The organism is Erythrobacter sp. YT30, from assembly GCF_001542875.1.
Taxonomy (GTDB): Bacteria; Pseudomonadota; Alphaproteobacteria; order Sphingomonadales; family Sphingomonadaceae; genus Erythrobacter.
Genome location: NZ_LMAF01000003.1, coordinates 61,352 through 79,933, shown reverse-complemented (window position 1 = coordinate 79,933; position 18,582 = coordinate 61,352). Strand labels below are relative to the sequence as shown.

19 protein-coding genes are annotated in these 18,582 nt (G+C 55.9%); 14 read left to right on the top strand and 5 right to left on the bottom strand.

What is annotated here, in order from left to right; all coding sequences use genetic code 11:
• The first annotated feature begins 73 nt into the window (after window positions 1-73).
• A complete protein-coding gene (locus AUC45_RS14160) occupies window positions 74-889 on the top strand; it encodes an SDR family oxidoreductase (RefSeq protein WP_067604108.1) in 816 nt (271 codons plus the stop codon).
• A 14-nt stretch (window positions 890-903) separates the two neighbouring features.
• Here the strand turns inward: AUC45_RS14160 and AUC45_RS14155 are convergent, their stop codons facing one another.
• Window positions 904-1,203 (bottom strand): 4a-hydroxytetrahydrobiopterin dehydratase, encoded by a 300-nt coding sequence (locus AUC45_RS14155; RefSeq protein ID WP_067604535.1) that lies wholly within the window; start codon window positions 1,201-1,203, stop codon window positions 904-906.
• A gap of 74 nt (window positions 1,204-1,277) precedes the next feature.
• Between AUC45_RS14155 and ccmA the strand changes: the two genes are divergently transcribed.
• Genes ccmA through AUC45_RS14140 form a run of 3 tightly spaced genes read left to right on the top strand, consistent with a single transcriptional unit; the run spans window position 1,278 to window position 3,182 of the window.
• Entirely contained in the window at window positions 1,278-1,871 is a 594-nt protein-coding gene (gene ccmA, locus AUC45_RS14150; protein WP_067604107.1) for a heme ABC exporter ATP-binding protein CcmA, read from the top strand.
• Window positions 1,868-2,518 (top strand): heme exporter protein CcmB, encoded by a 651-nt coding sequence (locus AUC45_RS14145; protein WP_067604105.1) that lies wholly within the window; start codon window positions 1,868-1,870, stop codon window positions 2,516-2,518. Before ccmA ends, AUC45_RS14145 begins: the two co-directional genes overlap by 4 nt.
• Before the next feature lies 1 nt (window position 2,519).
• Entirely contained in the window at window positions 2,520-3,182 is a 663-nt protein-coding gene (locus AUC45_RS14140; protein ID WP_233998862.1) for a hypothetical protein, read from the top strand.
• Between the two features lie 370 nt (window positions 3,183-3,552).
• On the opposite strand, the gene map is transcribed toward AUC45_RS14140, so the two are convergent.
• Window positions 3,553-4,380, bottom strand: a complete 828-nt coding sequence (map, locus tag AUC45_RS14135) for a type I methionyl aminopeptidase (protein WP_067604103.1) — start codon at window positions 4,378-4,380, stop codon at window positions 3,553-3,555.
• A gap of 115 nt (window positions 4,381-4,495) precedes the next feature.
• Between map and AUC45_RS14130 the strand changes: the two genes are divergently transcribed.
• The 5 genes from AUC45_RS14130 to glnA all read left to right on the top strand — a co-directional run bounded on the left by AUC45_RS14130 (window position 4,496) and on the right by glnA (window position 9,260).
• Window positions 4,496-5,878: a M17 family metallopeptidase gene (locus AUC45_RS14130; RefSeq protein ID WP_067604101.1), complete on the top strand. Its 1,383-nt coding sequence runs from the start codon at window positions 4,496-4,498 to the stop codon at window positions 5,876-5,878.
• 94 nt (window positions 5,879-5,972) lie between these two features.
• Window positions 5,973-6,341: a hypothetical protein gene (locus AUC45_RS14125; protein ID WP_067604531.1), complete on the top strand. Its 369-nt coding sequence runs from the start codon at window positions 5,973-5,975 to the stop codon at window positions 6,339-6,341.
• A 12-nt stretch (window positions 6,342-6,353) separates the two neighbouring features.
• Window positions 6,354-7,277 (top strand): N-acetyl-gamma-glutamyl-phosphate reductase, encoded by a 924-nt coding sequence (argC, locus tag AUC45_RS14120; RefSeq protein ID WP_067604099.1) that lies wholly within the window; start codon window positions 6,354-6,356, stop codon window positions 7,275-7,277.
• 166 nt (window positions 7,278-7,443) lie between these two features.
• Window positions 7,444-7,782 carry a P-II family nitrogen regulator gene (locus tag AUC45_RS14115; RefSeq protein WP_067604529.1) on the top strand — a complete coding sequence of 113 codons (339 nt, stop codon included), beginning with the start codon at window positions 7,444-7,446 and terminating at the stop codon, window positions 7,780-7,782.
• Window positions 7,783-7,850: 68 nt separating this feature from the next.
• Window positions 7,851-9,260 (top strand): type I glutamate--ammonia ligase, encoded by a 1,410-nt coding sequence (glnA, locus tag AUC45_RS14110; RefSeq protein WP_067604097.1) that lies wholly within the window; start codon window positions 7,851-7,853, stop codon window positions 9,258-9,260.
• A gap of 67 nt (window positions 9,261-9,327) precedes the next feature.
• Here the strand turns inward: glnA and AUC45_RS14105 are convergent, their stop codons facing one another.
• Window positions 9,328-11,253 carry a bifunctional diguanylate cyclase/phosphodiesterase gene (locus AUC45_RS14105; protein WP_067604095.1) on the bottom strand — a complete coding sequence of 642 codons (1,926 nt, stop codon included), beginning with the start codon at window positions 11,251-11,253 and terminating at the stop codon, window positions 9,328-9,330.
• A 299-nt stretch (window positions 11,254-11,552) separates the two neighbouring features.
• Here AUC45_RS14105 and AUC45_RS14100 point away from each other — a divergent pair, with 299 nt between their 5' ends.
• Both AUC45_RS14100 and AUC45_RS14095 read left to right on the top strand, forming a co-directional pair.
• On the top strand, window positions 11,553-12,296 hold the full coding sequence (locus AUC45_RS14100; RefSeq protein WP_067604093.1) for a hypothetical protein: 744 nt from the start codon (window positions 11,553-11,555) through the stop codon (window positions 12,294-12,296).
• Window positions 12,293-12,931, top strand: a complete 639-nt coding sequence (locus AUC45_RS14095) for a lysozyme (protein WP_082701197.1) — start codon at window positions 12,293-12,295, stop codon at window positions 12,929-12,931. The genes AUC45_RS14100 and AUC45_RS14095 overlap by 4 nt, the downstream gene beginning before the upstream one ends.
• Before the next feature lie 18 nt (window positions 12,932-12,949).
• On the opposite strand, the gene AUC45_RS14090 is transcribed toward AUC45_RS14095, so the two are convergent.
• Window positions 12,950-13,804: an arginyltransferase gene (locus AUC45_RS14090; protein ID WP_067604091.1), complete on the bottom strand. Its 855-nt coding sequence runs from the start codon at window positions 13,802-13,804 to the stop codon at window positions 12,950-12,952.
• A 231-nt stretch (window positions 13,805-14,035) separates the two neighbouring features.
• Window positions 14,036-15,301 carry a threonine ammonia-lyase gene (locus tag AUC45_RS14085; RefSeq protein WP_067604089.1) on the bottom strand — a complete coding sequence of 422 codons (1,266 nt, stop codon included), beginning with the start codon at window positions 15,299-15,301 and terminating at the stop codon, window positions 14,036-14,038.
• 86 nt (window positions 15,302-15,387) lie between these two features.
• Between AUC45_RS14085 and AUC45_RS14080 the strand changes: the two genes are divergently transcribed.
• From AUC45_RS14080 to AUC45_RS14070, 3 genes are all read left to right on the top strand, one after another.
• Window positions 15,388-16,293: an NAD(P)-dependent oxidoreductase gene (locus tag AUC45_RS14080; RefSeq protein ID WP_067604087.1), complete on the top strand. Its 906-nt coding sequence runs from the start codon at window positions 15,388-15,390 to the stop codon at window positions 16,291-16,293.
• A 6-nt stretch (window positions 16,294-16,299) separates the two neighbouring features.
• Window positions 16,300-17,943, top strand: coding sequence for an amidohydrolase (locus tag AUC45_RS14075; protein WP_067604085.1), 1,644 nt, complete (start codon window positions 16,300-16,302; stop codon window positions 17,941-17,943).
• 404 nt (window positions 17,944-18,347) lie between these two features.
• Window positions 18,348-18,566 (top strand): hypothetical protein, encoded by a 219-nt coding sequence (locus tag AUC45_RS14070; RefSeq protein WP_067604083.1) that lies wholly within the window; start codon window positions 18,348-18,350, stop codon window positions 18,564-18,566.
• Window positions 18,567-18,582 lie beyond the last annotated feature (16 nt).

The following is an 18,582-nucleotide window of genomic DNA, read 5'->3' as shown; positions in this document are numbered from 1 at the left end:
CGTGTCAGTGGCTGACAAAATGCGCGCGCGGGTCTATTGATCTGCGCGCGTAGTTTTTTGGGAGAGGGATCGTATGAGCGCACAAGAACAGCGCCGCGCTATTTTCATTTCGGGCGGTGCATCCGGCATTGGCCGCGCCATTGCGCGCCATTTCGCTGAGCGCGGCTGGTTTGTCGGGATTGGTGACGTCAACGAAGAAGGCATGGAAGATACGCTCGGTCTGATCGAGGGCGGCTTTAAATACATGCAAAAGCTCGATGTACGTGACCGGGACGAATGGGAAAATGTGCTCCAGGCTTTCTCCGTCGCTGCCGGCGGGGGCGTAGATGTCGTGGTCAACAATGCAGGCATCGGCACTGGCGGTCCGATCCACGAGCTTGGCGTTGACGAAATCGATCGCTGCGTCGACATCAACATTCGCGGCGTCCTTTATGGCGCGCAGGCTGCGTATCAACATCTCCTCAAAACCGCGCCCGGATCGTGCCTCGTGAACATTGCGAGCGCAGCTGGCATCGTCGGAGGATCGGGTATGAGCGTTTACAGCGCCAGCAAATTCGCCGTACGCGGTATTGCAGAGAGCCTCGATGCGGAATGGGCGCCTGACGGCATCAAGTCCTGTTCAATCTGCCCCAGCTTTATCGAAACCCCGCTCCTTGAAGGAACCGGGCATCGAAAATCCAACGAGTCTGTACGCTCCCGCGTTCAGGCTGCTGGCCTTGAAATCACGCCGGTCGAAGAAGTTGCGCAAACAGTTTGGGATGCGGTCCACGGCGATGAACTGCACTATCTGGTCGGCAAAACCGCCAAGAAGATCAGTTTTGCAAAGAAATGGATGCCGGGTCGCGTTCGCAAACAGCAGCGTCAGGCGGCGAGCCTTCTGGGACGATAAACGTCCGAGGCACTCTACTCGCCGACAAGCCTGTCCATCGCTTTCACCATGTTCACATCACGCTGCGACAAACCGTTCGCATCGTGTGTGGTGAGCGTCACTTCAACCTTGGCATAAACATTGAACCATTCGGGGTGGTGATCATGACTTTCCGCGATCAGGGCAACGCGGCTCATAAAGCCCCAGGCTTCCGAGAAGTTTTCAAACTGGAACGTCCGCGTCACTGCTTTGCCATCGCGCGCGCTTTTCCATTCAGGATGGTCCGATAAAAGGCGGGCGCGTTCATCATCACTGAGCTGGGTCACAGATACCATTGGGAATGCTCCTGTTTCGCCGCGCCAATCGTCGCGGTTGTTTGCAGCGATGCTTTTGCCTAACGCGCTTGGCGATGCAAGGCTCTTCGCCCCCTTCGCTGATCGCAAGCGATCTCGCCTCTCGGCGCGGGGACCGTGTGCTGTTTCGCGGGCTGTCAGTCGAACTTGGCCAAGGCGACGCGCTTCATGTGACGGGCGCAAATGGCTCGGGCAAGACTACACTCATGCGGACACTGGCAGGCTTGATGACGCCGTTTGAAGGGGGCGTTGAAACTGCAGGTGCGATAGGCCTTTTGGATGATCGCCCTGCACTAGATCCAGACCTGCCACTTGGGAAAGCGCTAGCATTCTGGGAGCGGGTGGATGGCTGCGCCGACCCAAATGCGACTGTCCAAAAACTCGGTTTGAGCACGCTTCTCGACGTGCCGATACAATACCTCTCAACGGGCCAGAAAAAGAGAGCCGCGCTTGCCAGTCTGCTCAATCGCAATGTGCCCATTTGGCTTCTGGATGAGCCCTTGAGCGGCCTCGATAAGGGCGCGATTGGACTGGTGAATGCGCTGATAGGTGAGCATTCGGCGTCGGGCGGGATTGCGGTCATCGCCTCGCATCAGGAACTCGCTATTGAAGGCATGAGGTCACTCGCAATCGAGGATTACGCACGATGATCGCGGCCCTCCTTCGCCGCGATCTCGCGCAGTTCTTTCCCTTCACGGGAAGCGGCGCGGCATTGCCATTGGTGTTCTTCCTCGCTGTCGCCATGCTTTACCCGTTCGCGGTTGGGCCCGATGCCAATGTGCTCACAAAGACCGGAGGCGGTGTTGTGTGGATTGCGGCCCTGCTCGCTGCCATTCTCCCGGTTGAAAAACTGGTGCGCGCCGATATCGAGCGGGGCATGTTCGACCAATTGCGGCTTCGCGGAATGGCGGAAGAAATGATGATGGCGGTGCGCCTTTTAGCGCATTGGTTGAGCTTTGGCCCACCGCTTATCCTGGCTGCCTTTCCGGCCGCCGCGCTGCTTGGCCTTGATGGACCGACACTCCATCTCATCCTGATCGGCCTGCTCGCCGGGACGCCCGGCCTTGCAGCCATCGGGCTGATAATTGCAGCTCTCACGGCAAGCCTTCGAGCTGGCGCTGCCCTGTCAGGCTTGCTGCTGATCCCCCTCGCCCTTCCCCTCCTCATTTTTGGAGCGGGCGCCTTGGCGAGGCAGGACGTCGCCAGCCTCGGCTTTGCAGGAGCGATCTCGCTCGGCCTCGTTGCCATCGCCCCCTTTGCCGCAGGCGCTGCTATCCGTGCAGCACGCGAAGTGTAGTATGCGGGCGCCCGAGAACCACCGCCGAGCCAACCTCTTGATGAGCCGGATCGCGCTTGGCCTGCTTGTCTTTACGATCATCGCATTTGGAATGAAGGCGTATTTCCATCCCGAAGTGCGCGTCCGCTACATCCCCATCGTCATTCTGCATGCAGGAGTTATGCTGACCTGGCTTGCGCTGCTTGTTATCCAGCCGCTGTTGATCGTGACCAAGCGCGTAAAATGGCACAGAACGCTGGGCGCAATCTCGCTTGGATTGGTCGGGGCAATGGTCGCATCGGGCGCCATTATCGCGGTCAATATCGGCCGCGAATTGGGGCGACCCGAAGTGACTGTGGTCAACATCGCAGCATTTGTGACCTTCTTGCCGCTTTATTTCCTCGCCGTGAACTATGCGCGTTCAAAGCGCGTCCACGAACACCGCCAAGCGATGCTGATCGCCACCTTGGCGCTGATGACACCAGCCTATGCGCGCGTGGTGCAAGTGATGGAATTACCCGATCCGGTCGCAATCGGCGTTCAAGTGCCGATCACCGTAGTGATTGCGTGCGCTTACGATTGGGTCGTCAAAGGCCACATCACCCGCGAGGTTATGTGGATGCTGGCATTTTCGGTGGCCGTCATTTTCGTGATGGTGGCGGTGTTGGCGATCTGGTTTTTGTAGCGAGCCGGGCCCAGTCTCGCTTTCCTACACCTTTTGCTATGGCTACCCAGCAGCCACAGCTCCAAGCCAAATTTGCAGAGCTTCAGACAGGCTCTTTTAAATCGTCGATCCCCATGTGCATCTGCGCCCTTTTCGCGTCTGTTCGCTTTCGCATGCAAGCGAACGACTGCCGCAACCCAAGCTCATTTTCCGGTGCGCGACCCGTGTCCGTCACCAGTCGAAATGAAGTCTATTGATCTGAAAAACAGCGATATTTCTGCTGTGACACAAGGTGACAGAGTGTAACCTTTGTCACCTTAGCATGACAAATTCTGTCCCATATCGAGACACTTTCACCAAGTTGAAAGCCGAGAAATCCCTGGCACAAATCTCAGCTGTAAGGCGGCTTGTGCCGTCCTGTCGGGCTCTTCGTGAAAATCTCGTTCCCGTCCTCGGTAATCGCGATTGAGTGCTCGAATTGCGCGGACAAAGACTTGTCCCGCGTCACTGCTGTCCAACCATCATTCAGCACTTTGGCCCAAGGCTTGCCGAGATTGATCATTGGTTCAATCGTGAAGAACATGCCCGGTTTCAATTCAGGCCCAGTACCCGCCTTTGCGGCGTGAACCACTTCAGGCGCGTCGTGGAACAACCGTCCCAGGCCGTGCCCGCAAAACTCGCGCACAACGCCATAACGGAACTGCTTTGCATGCGCCTCAATCGCTGCGCCGATATCGCCGAGACGAGCGCCCGGTTTTGCCGCTTCAATACCGAGCATCATGCACTCATAGGTCACATCAACCAGACGCTTTGCCTTGATTGACGGTTCGCCAGCAAAAAACATCCGGCTGGTGTCGCCGTGCCATCCATCGAGCAAGGAGGTGACATCGACATTCAGGATGTCGCCCTCTTTCAGCACCTTGTCCGACGGAATGCCGTGACAGATGACATGGTTGATCGAGATGCAGCTTGAATGGGTGTACCCGCGATAGCCAAGCGTTGCGGGAACAGCGCCCGCGTCCATCATCATTTCGCGAATGCGCGTGTCGATGCTTTCGGTGGTGACACCGGGCTGCACCCAATCGGCCACTTCATCAAGGATGCGCGCCGAAAGCTGGCCGGCGCGGCGCATGCCTTCGAAGCCTTCTTCGGTGTGCAGCTTGATTGTCCCGTCGCGGTAGACGGTGTCGTTGCTTTCTACGAGTTGGTATTCTTGCATGACCGATCAGATAGCGTGTCAAACGCCCAATTGCGAGGGGGCTTTGGTGCGCTTCGGCGTGAATTTGAGCGATTTGAAGCGTGACAAGCGCCGAGCGCGCATTAATTAGCCTCCCATGACTGACATAGCCGACCTGATCCAGCCCGATCGCGGGCAAGACGCCACGACAATCCACCTCGTTCCGCAAGCTGATTGCGATGAGTTTACAAAATCGCTTTCCGCAAGCCAGCGCGCGCAATTGTCGGCGCAGAAATTTGATGGCTCCCCCGGACAGGTCGCTATCATTGGTGACGGTGATGCGTTCATGGCTGCGGGCGGTGTTGCCAATGGCGAAAGCCTGTCGCCCTATTGCCTCGCGGCTCTGGCAGATCGATTGCCTGAGGGTACATATCGCCTCGCTGAAGGTGATCCGGGTGCGGCGATGTTTGGCTGGTTGACGGCGCAATACCGCTTCACCCGCTATCGCGATGAGGAAAAGCCCACCGGTCCGCGTGTCCTGCTGACCAAGCAGGTCGGCCAAATCGACGCGATCCGCGCCGAGGCCGAGGCGGAAATGTTGGTGCGTGATCTCGTCAACACTCCGGCAGAGGACATGGGGCCTGCCGCATTGCAGGCGGAATGCGAAAAGCTCGCCAAGGTGCATGGCGGCGAATTGAATGTCGTCAAAGGCGATGCGCTAGAACAGGGCTACCCCATGGTGCACGCCGTAGGCCGAGCTGCCGCGCGCCATCACGCACCGCGCATTATGCATCTCACATGGGGATCAGAAAATGATCCCGTGCTCGCGATTGTTGGCAAAGGCGTGTGCTTCGATTCCGGCGGCCTCGACATCAAACCGGCGGCAGGCATGCGGCTGATGAAAAAGGATATGGGAGGCGCAGCGCATGCGATCGCGCTTGCTGGGCTTATCATGAGTGCAGGCTTGAAAATCCGGCTTCACCTGCTGATCCCCGCGGTAGAGAATGCGATCTCCGGTCCCGCCTTCCGCCCAGGCGATGTCCTTTCCAGCCGAAAAGGCCTGTCGGTCGAGATACACAACACCGATGCTGAAGGGCGGTTGATCCTTGGCGATGCGTTGACTCGTGCAAGCGAGCAAGAACCAGATCTCATCATTGATTTCGCGACCCTCACAGGTGCGGCTCGGATCGCGTTAGGACCGGACTATGCGGCAATGATGGCGCGCAAAGACGACACCGCCAACGCGCTGATCGAAGCGGGCAAAGCCAATGGCGATGAACCCTGGCGCCTACCTTTGCCTGAAGCGTACCGCGAATACCTCAAGTCAGACATCGCTGATATCGTCAACGCGCAGTCTAATCCCTATGCCGGCGCGAGTGTCGCGGGACTGTTCCTCGATAAGTTTGTGTCGGATGGCACCGACTGGGTGCACTTCGACACGTTCGCCTGGCGTCCTTACGCAAAGCCTGGACGAGCAAAGGGCGGAACCGCCTATGGCCTGCGGGCAAGCTGGCATATGCTGAAAAGCCGGTACGGCTGATCCGTCCATCCTGAGGACAGACAAAGGCGCTTGCTTGCTCGCTCGCAACCATCTCGCTAAGCGCCGGGATGTGGGGGCGAAGGAAACGAAGAAAATGAGCGGCGCAAGCAGCCAAACGACATCGTATAGCGTCCCCAGCGGGGTCCTGGGTCTTAGGGGCCCCGTCGCGAAGCCTGCACCGGGCACCCTGCCTCTGCGCGGCGATCTTGCTCACATGGCTCTCGCCGGACGCCACTTGGCAGCGCATTATGTCATCCCGAATTCACGCACTGCAGGCGATGCAGGCGCGGACTTCTTAATGGCCCCGCGCGAAGATGCTGACATCGTCTTTTCCTTGAACGCTGGCGATCTGATCGAAGTGCTTGACACTGAAGGTGATTGGGCATGGGGCTGTATCGGTCCTGATGGACCAAGCGGCTATTGCAAGCTGAGTTCGCTTGCGCCGGAGGCGACTGACAGCTAGCCCGCTGCCATTATGGCGACACGCATCTTTATCGATGGAGCAGCGGGAACAACGGGTCTCGAAATTCGAGAACGGCTGGCAGGTCGCACCGAGTTCGAATTGGTCCTCCTGGACGATGATCGCCGCAAAGATGAATCGGCACGCAAGCAAGCTCTGCACGAAGCCGATATTGCGATCCTTTGCCTGCCCGACGAAGCAGCCCGCGATGCGGTGAAACTGGCCGAAGGATCGGGTACACGCATTATTGATGCGTCAAGCGCCCACCGGGTTGCCGATGGCTGGACTTACGGATTTCCCGAGATCATCGGAAACGAAAAGATCGCGAACGCACAACTTGTCAGCAATCCGGGATGCTATCCGACAGGCTTCCTTGCGCTGATTGCCCCTTTGGTCCGCGCTCGAGTAATCCCAGCCGATTGGCCTTACACAGTGAACGCGGTGAGCGGATATTCGGGTGGCGGCAAAGCTTTGATCGAGCGCTTCAAAAGCTCACCACAGATCGCGCATCGTTCCTACGGCCACGAATTGGCGCACAAGCATCGCCCGGAAATGAAGCTGCATGCGGGCCTCGATCACGGAGTTCTGTTCGCTCCAGCCGTTGTTCCTGCCTACCGCGGAATGCATGTCGAAGTGCCGCTTCATCTCGGCGCGATGGAGGGCGACCCAGAAGCCGACACTCTCAGGACGACACTGCAAGAACACTACGCCAATTCAAACATCGTCACGGTGGCAGATATCGCGCCGTCGGAATTGCTGCTCAACGATGACGCGGAAGCTTTTGACGGTATGACGTTGTACGTCTGCGGAAATGAAGGCGGATGGAACGCGCGTCTCATCGCCCGACTTGATAACCTGGGCAAAGGTGCAAGCGGGGCCGCAATTCAGAACCTCAACATCATGTGCGGCCTGCCAGAAACGACCGGTTTGCGGCTCTAACTTGCAAAATCTGCCTATAATTTAGGCAAATGGCCAAGTTGTGATGAGCGGTGTTGCACCTGCTAACACAATGTTGCTACTTCGCTAGGCACATTGAGCGATTCCTTTCGCGAAAGGAGTGGCTGGCACGCACAAAAAATCGGCGGGCCAATTTGCGGGGAATTACGTGAAAAAGATCGAAGCGATCATCAAACCTTTCAAACTCGACGAGGTGAAAGAAGCGCTGCATGAAATCGGAGTATCGGGCATCACTGTCACCGAAGCGCGCGGATTTGGCCGTCAGAAAGGCCACACGGAACTCTATCGCGGCGCAGAATACGTTGTCGACTTTCTACCAAAAGTGAAACTCGAAGTCGTCATTTCCGATGATCAGGCAGAGCGCGTGATTGAAGCTGTTGCCAATGCAGCGCAGACCGGACGCATTGGCGATGGAAAAATCTTCGTGAGCACGATCGATCAGGCTCTCCGCATCCGCACTGGCGAAACTGATGACGATGCAATCTAAAAGTTGAATTCCGTTCGCCCAATCCGGGCACCACCAACCTCTCAAACTACCAGCTGGAGAATACAAGAATGGCTAGCGCAAAAGACATTGTTAAACAGATCAAGGACGATGAGATCGAATGGGTCGATCTGCGCTTCACCGATCCCAAAGGCAAATGGCAGCACCTCACCATGGCATCGACCGCGATGGATGAAGATGCGCTCGAAGATGGCCTGATGTTCGATGGTTCTTCGATTGAGGGTTGGAAGACGATCAACGAATCCGACATGATCCTGAAGCCCGACATGGAAGCGACTTACGTCGATCCGTTCAGCGCAACGCCGATGCTTTCCATTTTTTGCGACATTGTGGAGCCGTCCGATGGCCAGCTTTACGGGCGCGACCCGCGCTCGACTGCAAAGCGCGCAGAAGCCTATCTGAAGTCGACCGGCATCGGTGACACAGTCTATGTTGGGCCTGAGCCTGAGTTTTTCATGTTCGATGATGTCCGTTTTGAAGACGGATATGCAGGCAGCGGATTTGCCATCGACGATATCGAATTGCCGACCAACACTGGCAAAGAATACGAGATGGGCAATATGGGCCACCGTCCACGCGAGAAAGGCGGATACTTCCCAGTAGCGCCTGTTGACAGCGCCATGGACATCCGGGGCGAAATGGTTGCGACCATGATGGAAATGGGCCTCAACATGGACAAGCACCACCACGAGGTGGCCGCTGCCCAGCACGAGCTCGGCATTACATTCAGCACGCTCACGAAAACGGCTGATCAGGTGCAGGTCTACAAATACGTCGTGCAGCAAGTTGCGCACGCTTATGGCAAGACAGCGACATTCATGCCTAAGCCAATCAAGGAAGATAACGGTTCGGGCATGCACACGCATATGTCGATCTGGAAAGGCGGCGATCCGACCTTTGCTGGCGATGAGTATGCCGGCCTTTCAGAGACATGCCTCCATTACATCGGTGGTGTCATCAAACACGCGAAAGCGATCAACGCATTCACCAATGCAACGACCAACAGCTACAAGCGTCTGGTCCCTGGTTTTGAGGCGCCAGTTCTACTCGCATACTCAGCACGCAACCGTTCAGCATCATGCCGTATCCCGTATGGCGCGGGCGAAAAAGCCAAACGCGTAGAATTCCGTTTCCCTGACGCGTTGGCGAACCCGTATCTCGCGTTCTCCGCCCTGCTCATGGCGGGCCTCGACGGGATCGAGAACAAGATCCACCCGGGCGATGCGATGGACAAGAACCTTTACGATCTGCCACCAGCAGAGCTTGCTGAGGTGCCAACCGTTTGCGGATCGCTTCGTGAAGCCTTGGAATCGCTGGAAGAAGATCACGAGTTCCTTCTCAAAGGCGACGTCTTCTCAATTGATCAGATTGAGGCCTATGCTGAGCTCAAATGGGAAGAGCAGCTGCGTCTTGAAACAACGCCAGCTCCGGTCGAGTTTGACATGTACTACAGCGCTTAAGCGCAATTCACCCCACCGGGGTTCTACAATAGAAAGGGCGGCTAACCGAGAGGTTGGCCGCCTTTTATTATGCTGTGCGCACGATGCTTTCGTCGGTGCCTCGCGAGATCAATTCCACAAGGTCTTCTGCCTTCATCGGTTTGGCGAACAGATATCCCTGGACCAATTCCGCCCCTGCACGCTTTGCCATGATCAGCGAGATTTCATCTTCCACGCCCTCAAGCAAGCAGTGCACACCCAACACGCGCGCCATGCCAACAAGCGAAGCGAGCACTTTTTCAGCCATGGGATCGCCCGGGTTTTCGACAAAGGATTTGTCGACTTTGAGCCGCTTAATCGGGAGAGAACGAAGATAGTTGAAGTTGGAATAGCCCGTTCCGAAATCATCAAGCGCGATTGAGAAGCCAAGGATTGACAAACGATCGAGATTGGCGGCCGCTTTCTGGATATCTGCCATCATTGCGGTTTCAGTTACCTCGAATTCAATCCGCGATGGATCAACTCCGTGCTCCCTGACAATCTCGATCACCGCATCGATCACGGGATCGGACAGCAGATCATGGCCTGAGAGGTTAATTGAAATCGGAATCGAGTGCTTCCAGGATGACAATTCGCAAAGCGCCTTTCTCACGACCACCAGAGTGATGTTCGCCACCAGTCCGCTTTCCTCCGCGATTTGGATGAAACGCTGCGGCGGGATGGGCCCAACTTCTGGATTGGTCCAGCGCGCCAACACTTCTGCGCCGACGACTTCGCTCGTACCCAGCTTGAATTGCGGCTGAAACACGACGCTAATCTCTTTTTCGAGATCGGCGCTGCGAAGTGCGTTCTCAATTCGAAAGCGGATTCCCGCTTGCTCTGCATAAACTTTGTTGAAAACTACAACCCGGTTTTTTCCCTGCTTCTTTGCGGCCATCAAAGCGTAATCGGCGTTGCTGATTTGGGATTCCACCCCTTGATCAGGATCGACATTTAGACAGCCAGCTGAGCATGAGATCAGGATCTGGCGCCCATCAACAAGATAGGGTTTCGCGATTTCGTTCAACAGAGATTTGCAGCGGTCAACAACCGAAGCCTCAGCGAGATCGCCAGATAGGATCATGTTGAATTCATCGCCGCCCATTCGGCTCACATGCGCATTACCTCCAGAAAAGCTTCGCAGGCGATCAGCGACAGCGACCAACAATTCATCTCCAACCAAATGCCCGTGGATGTCATTCACTGCCTTAAATCCATCCAGATCCAGCAGGATAAGCCATCCCGGGGCAGGTTTCCGATTTTCTTGTCCGCGGACCTGCTCATTGAACAAGGTGAAGAAGGCGCGTCTGTTGGGCAGTCCGGTAAGGCTGTCTGACAGCGATTCCTCACGCAGTTTCGCGCTCATATCTTCCGCATGAACTAGTCTCTCGCTCGCTTTGAGGTTTGCTTCGGCAATCCGAGCAATTGCTTTTCTCAAATAGAACGCGATCGCGAGCGAAGACGTCGCCGCTCCGAACGTCAGGAAACCATAAGCAGAAAGGGTTTCACTATCGAGACGACCGGCGAATGCCCCCATGGCAGCAAAGGCGAGAGCAATGGAAACCAGAGGTTGTCTGAAACTCGTGCTTGAGAGCGCAAACAACATCGACATGATGATGAAATAAGTCAGTTTCTCGGGCAGAAATCCTATGCTCAATGCAACGTAGACATTTGCGATCACTATAGAATTCATCGCAAGCAGCATGCACTCAATCGAAAAACCCGACACAGGGCCACGCATGCGCCACGCGAAGTAGCTGGCCAGTACAGTGGTGACGACTGTTAGCGATTGAAGACGAGTATAATCGGAACCAGCCTCCATGCTCAGCCAGTTCAGCGCCACCATGCACGCATAGTAGAAAGCGTACACTGTGAAATACCCAAACAGGATCGGGCGATAAATCTCGCGCACAGCCGCTTTGACTGATCTGGCTTCCGGCTCCAGATCAGCGCTTTTGGGCATCCCCCATTTCATGGTGTCGGCGTTAAAGCAGGCCGGTTAACAATCAGTATTCTCAACAGATTTGAGGATCAGTCATCTCCGCCTTCGACACGGCTCCCGGCGATATCATTTTCCTACTCGATCCTTTTCTGCCTAATACGTTGGCCCATCCCGCTTTGTCCTTTGTCGCGCCGGACATCGCATCTTGCCTTCGCCCATGTCTCATCGGGTAAAAAAGGCGTCGATCCGGAGAGGCATTGATCATGACAACAATCGCAGTGAAGCGAGCTTATTTCTATCGTTCATTCCAAGCTCTAGCTTCGATTTAGTCGATGGCCAGCACAGCTCCTTATGTCGGCCTGATGGATCGCATCGTCAGGCTGATTGACAAGCATCCGAGGCGTGCAGTTATTGCGCTCCCCGCTTTGGCAGCCGTGGCCTTTATGGCCTTCGTTTTCTGGCAAGGGCCAACCTTGATCGGCGCCCACGAAGCGCGAAAAGACCGCGAATTTCGCCAGGAAATTCTGCGCGAGGAACGCGAGAGGCGTGCCCAGGCTCACGCAATCGAGGTCGATGAGCTTGTCCGCCGGCGTTTGCTACATTTGCGACTGCGCTCCTCGTCTAGCCGCGCCGTAATCCGAGCATTGGTTTTCGATATCGATCATTCCGAACAAATTATCGGTATTGTTGATGTGTTTGAAAGCATGGATATCCGCACCGAAGAAACGGGCATCAGAACGCGACCTTTGCCGCTCAGCGCGATCCGCCGATCGCTCAATTACATGTTGGCGAGTGACATCCCACGCTGCATTGCGCGAAATGTCGAAGACCACGAAGACCCTGAGCTCAAAGCCTTTATGTACGCCGGAAACTTAAAAGCTTCGGTCGCATGTCCGCTCAAAACTCTCGATGGCCGACCGATCGGGCTTCTGGCCGTCAGTATCCGCACTTCTATTGAGGAGAACGATCTCGTTGAACCGATGACGCGGGATGCGGCTCTCGAATTGGGCGCTGTTTTGACTGAGGCGGCGTCATTCAAAGCAGTTATCAAAGGTAAGAAGGAAGCCATAGAATGAGCGCGAGAAAACAAGTCTTTAATGCCGTGCGCAAGATCATGGGCCGCGGCTTCAGACAGAACGAGATAGCAGAACTGGATGTCGCACTTGACGATGCTCTGGTCGAGCCCACGCAGCCAGTGGAGCAACAACCCGGAAGGTCTTGCGAAGGTCATGTGCGAGTGACGACGATTAGCGCCGCTGGCATCGATCTCATCAAGAGTTTCGAGGGATGCGCGCGGAGGCGCTCAGATGGCATGATCGAAGCCTACCCCGATCCGAGAACCGGCGGAGAACCGTGGACGATTGGCTGGGGTGCCACCGGGATGGGCCTCGACGGCCAGCGTATTGGTCCGGGCACGACCTGGTCACAAGAGCAATGCGATGTCCGCTTGGAGCAGGATTTGGTCCGCTACGCCTCAGATGTTGCGCGAGCCTTAGGCAATGCACCAGCCACGCAGACCCAATTCGATGCCATGGTCAGCTTTCATTACAACACCGGAGCTATTGGCCGGGCAACTCTCACGAAGAAGCATATTGCCCGCGACTACGCAGGCGCAGCGCGTGAGTTCGATCGTTGGAATAAGGCTGGCGGGCGAGTGCTTAATGGCCTTGTGCGCCGACGCGCTGCAGAGCGCAGGCTCTTCGAAAGTTAGCGCTTTAGAAAGCCTGCTTTAGTAAGTCTTGCTTGTTGTGAAAGGAGCAGGCTGGCCATCTTTGCTCAGCCCCTCTCCCAACGCATTTTGCTTTGATTTGCGCGGAGCTGTCGCCTCGGCGATCAGTTTGGATTGCTCTTCTTTCTCCATCCGCTGCCAGCCTTCACGTGTCAGCTTTTCAAGCGGACGATAGCGAACCTTATACTGCATGCGTGGAGAGCCATCGACCCAATAGCCGAGATAAACATAGGGAAGGCGATCGTGAGCCGCGCGGCGAATATGATCTAGGATGATAAAATTCCCAAGTCCGGCGCGCCCTTCGTGGGACGGGTCATAGAAGGAATAAATCATCGACAGGCCATCACCCTGACGATCTGTTAGACAAGCGCCGACCAGTTTGCCGGGCTCGCCATCTTCACCCGGTTCGCGGTATTCGACAAGAGTGCTGGTGACCGGCGTGTGTTCAACCATGTCGGCGTAATCGAGTTCATCCATCGCCGACATGCCGCCATCGGGATGCCGAACAGCGAGATAACGCGAGAGAAGATCAAACTGTTCTTCGGTGGCCCAAGGGCGGCATTCGGTCACCACCAGGTCCGAATTGCGTTTGATATCCCGTTTTTGAGTGCTTGATGCTCTGAATTCATTCGCCACCACGCGCACAGATACACAAGCTTGGCAATCCAAACAGCTTGGCCGGTAGGCGACAGTCTGACTGCGACGAAAGCCAATCCGGCCGAGCGCCTCGTTCAGCTGATCCGCATGCGCACCCTTCAATTCAGTGAAGACCTTGCGCTCTTGCTTACCCGGAAGATACGGGCACGGAGCAGGGCTTGTCACGAAAAAGCGGGGGAAGCGGATGGGGGCCGTCACGAGTTGAACGAGTTCCTGTGTTGCGAAAGAATCGCGGGTTCGTTGTTAAGCCAATGTTATGCCTTTTCGTTTGCGCGGGTAAAAGACCCTTAACCACGAAACACGGTAAATATTGTCTTACTTTACACAAGACTCGACCTTGTCCGCACCATTGCGGTGCAAAGCGGGACAGTCACAAACGCAATTCTGAATTCGCTATCCGCGAACATACTTAACAATCGCAATGGCGGATCAGTTGAGCTCGACCGATTCCACCGTGTAATTTTTGGCCCGCAATGCTTCGATCAGCCGCTCGACCTGGCTCGCATCGCGCGCCTCGCATTCGATATCGGTGATAAGGCCTTTCGCAGGCAGCGATGTAAAAATGCGCTGGTGATAGATTTCGATGATGTTGACATTGTGAGCATCAAACAGTCGCATGACCTTGAACAATGCGCCCGGCCGATCCTGTAAAGTCACCCGTAAGCGCGCAAGTCTGCCTTGCCGCGCCAGGTCACGCAGCAGCACGTTTGCGAGCAAACGCGTGTCGATATTGCCGCCACACAGCACCAGGCCAATTTTCTTGCCTTTAAAGCGGTCAGGATTTGAAAGGACAGCGGCAAGTCCCGCAGCACCCGCCCCTTCTACAACGGTCTTCTCGATCTGGAGCAGCAGCGAAACCGACTTTTCCAAGGCCGGTTCATCGACGAGAAGGATATCATCGACACGTTCGGCAATGACTTTTGCGGTGAAGGCTCCTGGCCGTTTGACCGCGATGCCTTCTGCCAAGGTGTCACCGCCGCAGTCCCGGTCTTCTCCCTTGATCCGCGAATACATGCTCGGGAACAGACCTGCTTGCACGCCGACCATTTCGATATCAGGATTGATGGCCCGCGCGACCGTCGCCATGCCCGAGATCAACCCGCCGCCGCCAATAGGTGTGACAAGGCAATCGAGATCAGGTTTCACATTGAGCATTTCAAGCGCGACCGTACCCTGCCCCGCTGCGATAAGCGGATCATCAAAGGGATGGATGAAAGTCAGCCCGCGCTCCTCTTCCAGTTGCCGCGCATAGGCATGAGCGTCATCGAACGTCTCCCCCTCGAGGACGACATTTCCGCCGACACTTTCGGTCTGCATCACTTTGACGGTAGGGGTGGTGCGAGGCATCACGATGGTCACCGGCACACCCAAACGCGTGCCATGGTACGAGAGCCCTTGGCTATGATTGCCAGCGGATGCCGCGATCACGCCGCGCTTCTTTTGCTCATCACTGAGGTGGAGGAGCGCATTCAACGCCCCACGTTCTTTATAGGCGGCCGTGAATTGGAGGTTTTCAAACTTCAGCCAGATATCCGCACCGGTGATCTCTGACAAAGTGATCGAATGCATCATCGGCGTGTTGACAACAGAGCCCCCAATCCGCTCAGCGGCATCGCGAACGTGATCGATCGTCAAGTCAGACGGGTTGGCCACGCTTTCGCGCGGCACGTTTCCAGCGGGCAGAGGTGCAGTCATATCGCCTCAGCGATTAGGCGTTCAAATCCGCAAGGGCAAACCCTATCCGTTGGCAACGCTCAGATTAGGCTTTAGGCATCACTCGCATGAGCGAAACCAAAACAGTGGCATTTATCGGACTTGGCGTATTGGGCGGGCCCATGACGGGACATCTGGCTCGCGCCGGCTTTGCCGTGCACGCTTACAATCGTTCACCTGAAAAGGCTGATTATTGGCGCGGCAAATGGGCCGAGCAGGCATTAGATGTCATTCTCCACCTCGACCCAGCAGCCACGGCTCAAAACGCCGACATCGTTTTCATCTGCGTTGGGAAAGACGAGGATGTTGAGGAGGTAGTTCGCGGCTCATCGGGCGTTTTCGAGAGGATGAAAGATGGCGCGATGCTGGTCGATCACACGACCACTTCAGCGACCCTAGCCCGTGATCTAGCCGAAGAATGCGAGAACCGCGGCTTCGATTGGCTGGATGCGCCAGTCAGCGGAGGACAGGCTGGCGCAGAAAACGGCCAGCTCGCAATTATGTGCGGTGGCAGTGTTGCCGCGATATCGCGCGCGCGACCGGTAATGGAAAGCTATGCCAAGGCGATCACGCATGTCGGCCCTGCGGGAGCCGGTCAGACTGCGAAGATGGCAAATCAAATGTGCATCGCGGGAATTCTGGGCGGCCTATCTGAAGCCGTCCGGCTGGCACAGGGCGCTGGGCTGGATCTCGATAAGACTTATAAGGCCATCTCAGGCGGTGCTGCGCAAAGCTGGCAAATGGACAATCGCTGGAAAACGATGACCGCCGATAAGTTTGATTTCGGGTTTGCCATCGACTGGATGCGCAAGGATTTGGGATACGCCCTGGATGAAGCCAGACGTCTTGGCCTGTCATCTCCCATCACGGCGCTAGTTGATCAATTCTATGCCGATGTTCAAGCGGCAGGCGGCAGTCGTTATGACACCAGCGGGCTGATCACCCGGCTATCCAAATCGACCAAACAGGACTGATATCACATGCAATTTCTGACGCGCGCTGCACTCTGTGCCTTGGCGCTTTCCGTCTCATTCCCCGCTTTGGCCGACACTTTAGTCGATAATGTCGATGGCATCACCGTCGATGATGCAGGTGAGATCAAGAGATTCACTGGAATTGTCTTCGACGATGAAGGCAGGATCACGCAAGTGCTAGAACGCGGAGATGACCGCCCAAGCACCGATTTCGCAGTCGATGGTGACGGTCGGGTCATGCTGCCCGGCATGATTGATGCGCATGTTCATGTGATGGATATAGGTTTCGCCGCGCTCACGCTGGATCTATCCGACACGACAAGCCTTGAGGGCGCCCTTGCAAAAATCAAGCAATTTGCTGAGGAAAATCCCGGACGACCGTGGATCTTGGGCCGCGGTTGGAATCAGGAGAAATGGGGCCTTGGCCGTTTTCCCACCGCTGCTGAACTAGACAGCGTCGTATCTGATCGTCCCGTGTGGCTGGAGCGAGCCGACAATCACGCAAACTGGGCCAACACAGTGGCGATGGATCGTGCAGGCATTAGCGCCGCGACGATGGATCCTGAAGGCGGAAAGGTCATCCGCGATGCCTCTGGCAATCCAAGTGGCGTTTTCGTCGACAACGCAATCGCGCTCGTCGGCGATAGCGTTCCAAAGCCCCGCCCTGCCGATCGCGACGCTGCATTTACAAAAGCACAAGAAGTGCTTCTGACGAATGGTATAACTGCCGTTGCCGACATGGGTACGCCGATGGAGGATTGGCAGACTTTCCGGCGCGCGGGCGATCTGGGCACACTCAATATTCGCATCATGTCCTACGCCGACAGCATTGAAGCAATGGAGTTGATTGGCGGTCCCGGTCCGACGCCGTGGCTATATGATGACAAGTTGCGGCTCGTGGGCGTCAAGCTGTACTTAGATGGAGCATTGGGCTCACGCGGTGCGGTGCTGAAAGAGCCCTATAGCGATGCGCCGAACACGCGCGGCCTCCCTCTTTTGACACCAGCACAACTTCGCAATCGAATGAGCCGCGCGGCGCTCGACAACTTTCAGACCGCAATCCACGCGATTGGCGATGCAGCAAACGCCGACGTATTGTTCGCGATCGAAGAATTGAATGAGACGTACAAGGGTGATCGTCGCTGGCGGATTGAGCATGCGCAAATCGTTGACCCTGCCGATCTGCAAAAGTTTGGCGAATACGGCATCATCGCCTCAATGCAGCCACTGCACCAAACCTCGGATCGAGAAATGGCTGAAGCGCGACTGGGTCCCAATCGCTTAGGCGGAGCCTATGCGTGGCGCAGTGTCCTCGAAGCAGGCGGACAGCTAGCCTTCGGATCAGATGCACCCGTTGAACCCGCCGATGCTTTTGCCGGAATTGCAGTTGCGATCAGCCGGGTGGATGAAAACGGGGAGCCCTTTGGCGGTTGGCGCGCAGAGGAGACGGTGAGCCGAGAAGACGCTCTACGTGCATTCACCGCTGACGCAGCATTTGCTGGCTTTGCAGAAGGTCGATTTGGACGATTAATAGTCGGCGAACGCGCCGATTTCCTCTTGGTTGACCGCGATCCGTTTCTCAGCTCCCCTGGCGAGATACGTGAGACCGAGATCGAGCAGGTATGGGTCGGGGGCAATCGGGTACGTTAGTGTTGCGAGAAACTTCACTTTTATCACGTCAATCAAGAGAAGTTGGTGATAAACCAACCATGCAACTCGTCTACGCAAGACCACGCATTACACTGTTTTATGTGGCGCCGTTCACCTTTTTGTCATACTTTTTATCAAAAGAGCGCGCTGGCGCTTGGTTAGTGAATGCCTAACAGTCATGATCTGGTGCAATTGATGCAATTGTGCAACTGCACAAAAAAAGGTTGCTGAAGGTTTGGCCTGTTAACTGTCTTCACGGACTCAGGTTGTATAGAGTATTGAAAACACACCGTCTTTTTGACAACCCTAGGGATGGTGCGTTACAAAAAGGGGGTTGTCACAATCGCTGGGCAAGTTTATTCGAAACCTGGCAACACAAAAACGATCTCATAGGAGACCACTAAATGAAGATCCGCAATCTCGCTCTGGCGACTGCAGCAGTTTCACTTGCTGCTACGCCGGCTATCGCAGAAGCCGCATTTGAGCGTTCGGCCGCACCGGTCGAAGGTGAAAGCGGTCTCGAAGGTTCTGGCATCATCATCGCCGTTCTGGCGGCTGCTGCTGTCATCGCCGGTATCGTCATCGTTGCAGACGATGATGATGATGAGGCTGTGAGCCCATAAGGGTTCTGAGATACAC

Coding starts and splice junctions, on each gene's coding strand:
- AUC45_RS14160 (WP_067604108.1), top strand. CDS start 74: ATGAGCGCACAAGAACAGCGCCGCGCTATTTTCATTTCGGGCGGTGCA.
- AUC45_RS14155 (WP_067604535.1), bottom strand. CDS start 1,203: ATGGTATCTGTGACCCAGCTCAGTGATGATGAACGCGCCCGCCTTTTA.
- ccmA (WP_067604107.1), top strand. CDS start 1,278: ATGCAAGGCTCTTCGCCCCCTTCGCTGATCGCAAGCGATCTCGCCTCT.
- AUC45_RS14145 (WP_067604105.1), top strand. CDS start 1,868: ATGATCGCGGCCCTCCTTCGCCGCGATCTCGCGCAGTTCTTTCCCTTC.
- AUC45_RS14140 (WP_233998862.1), top strand. CDS start 2,520: ATGCGGGCGCCCGAGAACCACCGCCGAGCCAACCTCTTGATGAGCCGG.
- map (WP_067604103.1), bottom strand. CDS start 4,380: ATGCAAGAATACCAACTCGTAGAAAGCAACGACACCGTCTACCGCGAC.
- AUC45_RS14130 (WP_067604101.1), top strand. CDS start 4,496: ATGACTGACATAGCCGACCTGATCCAGCCCGATCGCGGGCAAGACGCC.
- AUC45_RS14125 (WP_067604531.1), top strand. CDS start 5,973: ATGAGCGGCGCAAGCAGCCAAACGACATCGTATAGCGTCCCCAGCGGG.
- argC (WP_067604099.1), top strand. CDS start 6,354: ATGGCGACACGCATCTTTATCGATGGAGCAGCGGGAACAACGGGTCTC.
- glnA (WP_067604097.1), top strand. CDS start 7,851: ATGGCTAGCGCAAAAGACATTGTTAAACAGATCAAGGACGATGAGATC.
- AUC45_RS14105 (WP_067604095.1), bottom strand. CDS start 11,253: ATGAAATGGGGGATGCCCAAAAGCGCTGATCTGGAGCCGGAAGCCAGA.
- AUC45_RS14100 (WP_067604093.1), top strand. CDS start 11,553: ATGGCCAGCACAGCTCCTTATGTCGGCCTGATGGATCGCATCGTCAGG.
- AUC45_RS14095 (WP_082701197.1), top strand. CDS start 12,293: ATGAGCGCGAGAAAACAAGTCTTTAATGCCGTGCGCAAGATCATGGGC.
- AUC45_RS14085 (WP_067604089.1), bottom strand. CDS start 15,301: ATGACTGCACCTCTGCCCGCTGGAAACGTGCCGCGCGAAAGCGTGGCC.
- AUC45_RS14080 (WP_067604087.1), top strand. CDS start 15,388: ATGAGCGAAACCAAAACAGTGGCATTTATCGGACTTGGCGTATTGGGC.
- AUC45_RS14075 (WP_067604085.1), top strand. CDS start 16,300: ATGCAATTTCTGACGCGCGCTGCACTCTGTGCCTTGGCGCTTTCCGTC.
- AUC45_RS14070 (WP_067604083.1), top strand. CDS start 18,348: ATGAAGATCCGCAATCTCGCTCTGGCGACTGCAGCAGTTTCACTTGCT.